We start from the raw sequence: 3,875 nt of genomic DNA, 5'->3' as shown, positions 1-3,875 counted from the left end.
ATTCCACAGGCAATGGCGGTTGCTGCGGCAGCCATCGCATTGTAGATATTGTGCAGGCCTGCCACTTTCATGTCCACTTTGTATGCCCCGCCATTAATCAGAAGATTGAATGTCGTTCCTTTCGCTCCGTTTTTCCTGATATCGCCGACGCTGACATCGGCACTGGCGCTCATGCTGAATGTGACGCGGCGGCCGGACCATCGATCGGCCACCCGACACACCGCTTCATCGTCAAGATTGACCACTGCGGTGCCCGAAGGACGCATATTGAAAAATAAATCTCCTTTTTCCTCACCTACGACATCCACGGTGCCAAATCCTTCCAGATGTGCGGGACCGACATTGGTGATCACCCCGACATCCGGCTCGGCAATTTGCGTTAATCTCCTGATTTCACCCCGCGTATTGGTTCCCATCTCCAGGACGGCTATTTCGTGCCGGCCAGTCATTCGAAAAATGGTGTGCGGCAGGCCGATCAGATTATTAAAGTTCCCCTCCGTCGTGAGAACTTTTCTTTCCAGCCGGAGAATGCATGACAGCATTTCCTTGGTGGTCGTCTTACCGGACGAACCGGTCAGCCCGACCACAGGAAAGGAAAAACGCCTGCGGTACGCCTGCGCCAGATCACCCAGCGCCTTCAAGGTGTCTTTCACTTCAACAACACAGGCAGATCTCCCTGCTGCTTCCGGATTTATCCTGCTGATGTCGTGAACGATTACACCGGCAGCCCCGGCATCCACCGCCTTTTGCACAAAAGCATGGCCGTCAAAATTCTCTCCCTGAAGAGCAATGAAAAGGTTCCCCTGTTCAATGTTTCTGGAGTCGGTGGAAATACCGCAAATCGTTTTCCCCCCTTGTCCCGAAATCAGGCGTCCGCCGGTCGATGCCAGAACCTCCTCCAGGGAAAACACCGGGGATGCAGCCTCCGAAGGATCATCCTCCCTGGAAAGGAGTGCCTGTTTAGCGACAATCCGGTCATCGAACGGAATTTTTTTTGTTCCGAAAATCTGATAGTCTTCATGGCCTTTGCCGGCAATCAGCACAATATCCCCGGCTTCGGCCAGATTGACCGCAGCAGTGATGGCGGACTTCCTGTCCGCAATCACCATATAGGCGTTCATGTCTTGAGGCAGTTCCGGATGATCGGGCGAGATCTTCACGGTCTTTTGCCGGTCGATCCCCGCCTCAATCTCACCGATAATCGCAAGCGGCTCTTCTTTGCGCGGATTGTCGGAAGTCAGTATTGTCAGGTTACTATAACGGGACGCCGTTTCACCCATCAGGGGTCGCTTGGCGCGGTCGCGATTACCACCGCAGCCAAAAACAGTCAATATTCTTTTTTGTTTGAGTTTGTCTAAATTCTGCAGCACCTGTTTTAACGCATCAGGCTTGTGCGCGTAATCGACAAAAACATGGACACCGGCCGTCGAATCGATTCTTTCCAGACGCCCTGGCACCAGGGACATATGATTAATTCCCGCCTCCGTAGCGGAAGGCGCTACGCCGAGGGCGGAAGCGGCGGCGGCGGCGGCCAGAATATTGGACAGGTTGAATCTGCCGATGAGCCTGGACGTCACGGCTATTTTCCTCCCGGACAGACTGATCAACGCCTTGATGCCTTCCAGTGTTATTTCCTCGCTTTCAACCGTCGTCTCATTCCCTTTTTCCAAGCCATAGGACAGCGCGGACATCCCGATTTCGCCAAACAGCCTTCGCCCCCAGGGATCGTCGCGGTTGATCACCATTTTTCGCGGACTGCTTTTTTTGCTTTGCGGCAGGATCTCGGTAAAAAATCTTTTTTTGGCGCGGAAGTAATCTTCCATGTCATGATGGTAATCCAGGTGTTCCGGGCTGAGATTGGTGAAAATGCCGAGGTCGAAAGCGCAATCGTCAACCCTCCTTAAATCCAGCGCATGCGAAGATATTTCGGCAATCACATGCGTCACACCGGAGGTGAGCATCTCGCTCAGGATTTTTTGCATTTCAAAAGATTCGGGCGTGGTGTTTGGCGCCGGTATGGTCTTGCCATTGTAACGGTAATTGACGGTCCCCAGAACACCGCAGCTGAATCCGGCGGCAGTCAGGATGGATTCCAGCAGGTAGGCAACGGTAGTTTTCCCGCTGGTCCCGGTTATGCCGATAAGCGTCAACCGGGAAGAAGGATCGCCAAAATAGTTCTTTGCCAGCTGGCCCAGCGCACGCCGGCTGTCGGGTACGCGGATTGCCATGACCCCATCGGGCACATGGATATCTTTTTGATGAACAATGAAACGTGCGCCGTTATCGAGAGCCTGCCTGATAAAATCGTGGCCATCATGAACAAGCCCCTGGATTGCAACGAAAAGAGAACCACTTTTGCATTGATCTGCGGCATAACAAACCGATGACACGTCGCCGATCTGATCGGCTGTGTGTTCGATGACATCAACGCCTTTTAGTAGTTGTCGCAGTTCCATCATTCCTTCTAATTGTTCATTGTAAATTCAATTTTACATACACGTTCATTACCTAAAATCGATCCGGCGGACGGCACCTGTTGGACAGCCCAGCCGCTGCCCGAAACGTGCAAATCGATCGATCTGGTTTTCGCCAGTTTCAATGCCTCCCGAATGGTCAACCCTTTAAAATCCGGCATTCTGGATTCATCATCAAGCGGATCTTCGATCACGTCATCGATCAGGGAACTGTCCGCCGTTACCAGCTGTAAATTCTGGGTCTCCTGTGGTTCAAACTCCGGTGTTTTACGAATGTTTGTCTTGTAGCAGTTGAGAATCTGTTCGCTGATATTTTTAAAAACCGGCGCGGCGGCCACACCGCCCCACTTGTCGCGCTGCGGTTCGTCCAGAATAACCACAATGACAACCTGCGGGTTTTCGGAAGGGAAAAATCCGATGAAAGAGGTACGAACTCTTTCCGACGAATACACACCCCGCGCAAAATCAAATTTCTGTGCAGTCCCGGTTTTGCCGGCAACAGCCACATTGACAATATGAGCCCTCTTCCCGGTGCCGTCTTCGGCACCGACTACCTGCGTCAACATCACAGACATGCGTTTTGCCGTTTCAGGAGAAACAACCCGGCGAACCATTTCCGGCGCATACATTTTAATCGGGTTGTTATTTTTATCCGTCAAGCCGCGCACAATGCGGGGCCTCATCAAAACGCCATCATTGGCAATTGCAGACATGGCGGTAATCAGCTGAATGGCCGTAACCGAAATACCCTGACCGAAACCGATGTTTGCCGTATCCACCCTGGTCCAGCTCTTCGCGGGCCTCAACAACCCGGCTGCCTCACCGGACAAATCGATTCCCGTTCTGGATCCAAAACCAAAATTTTTAATGTAGGCATAAAATTTTTCACTGCCGAGTTTTTCCGCAATCTTTGCAGAACCGATATTACTCGAATACTTCAGGATATCGCGAACGGCCAAATAACCGTGGCGCTTCCGGTTGGCTTCACGAATCACACGGTTGGCAACAGCATACTGTCCGTTTTCGCAATAAAACATGTCTGACTCGCTGACCAGTTTTTCTTCCAGGGCGGCGGCAACAAGAAAAGGTTTAAAGGTTGAACCGGGATCAAAGGATTCCGTGATCGCCCGGTTTTGCCACAAATCCGGCTTCAGCCCTTTGATGTTGTTGGGATTGAATCCTTTCTCATTGGCCATGGCCAGGATCTCGCCCGTTTTCGGATCCATAACAATCGCGATACCGCCTTTCGCACCTTTATCCAGCACCGCCTCCCTCAGATGAGTTTCCACGAGGTTCTGCATTCGGCTGTCGATGGTCAGAACCAGATTCGCACCCTCATCTTTGGGGAATCGATCGCGCTCCACATGCAGGAAAAGTTTTTTCCCTTTGGCATCTCTGGCC

At 52.0% G+C, this 3,875-nt stretch carries 2 protein-coding genes; both read right to left on the bottom strand.

Annotation, left to right across the window (positions count from 1 at the left end):
• Positions 1 to 2,456 (bottom strand): UDP-N-acetylmuramoyl-L-alanyl-D-glutamate--2,6-diaminopimelate ligase (locus CVU71_18550; protein ID PKN16774.1); only part of this gene is annotated, 2,456 nt, incomplete at its 3' end.
• A gap of 8 nt (positions 2,457 to 2,464) precedes the next feature.
• Positions 2,465 to 3,875: penicillin-binding protein (locus tag CVU71_18545; GenBank protein ID PKN16773.1), on the bottom strand; the 1,411-nt coding region annotated here is incomplete at its 5' end.

This window comes from Deltaproteobacteria bacterium HGW-Deltaproteobacteria-6 (assembly GCA_002840435.1).
Lineage (GTDB): Bacteria > Desulfobacterota > Syntrophia > Syntrophales > Smithellaceae > UBA8904.
This window is presented reverse-complemented; position numbering and strand designations above follow the sequence as displayed.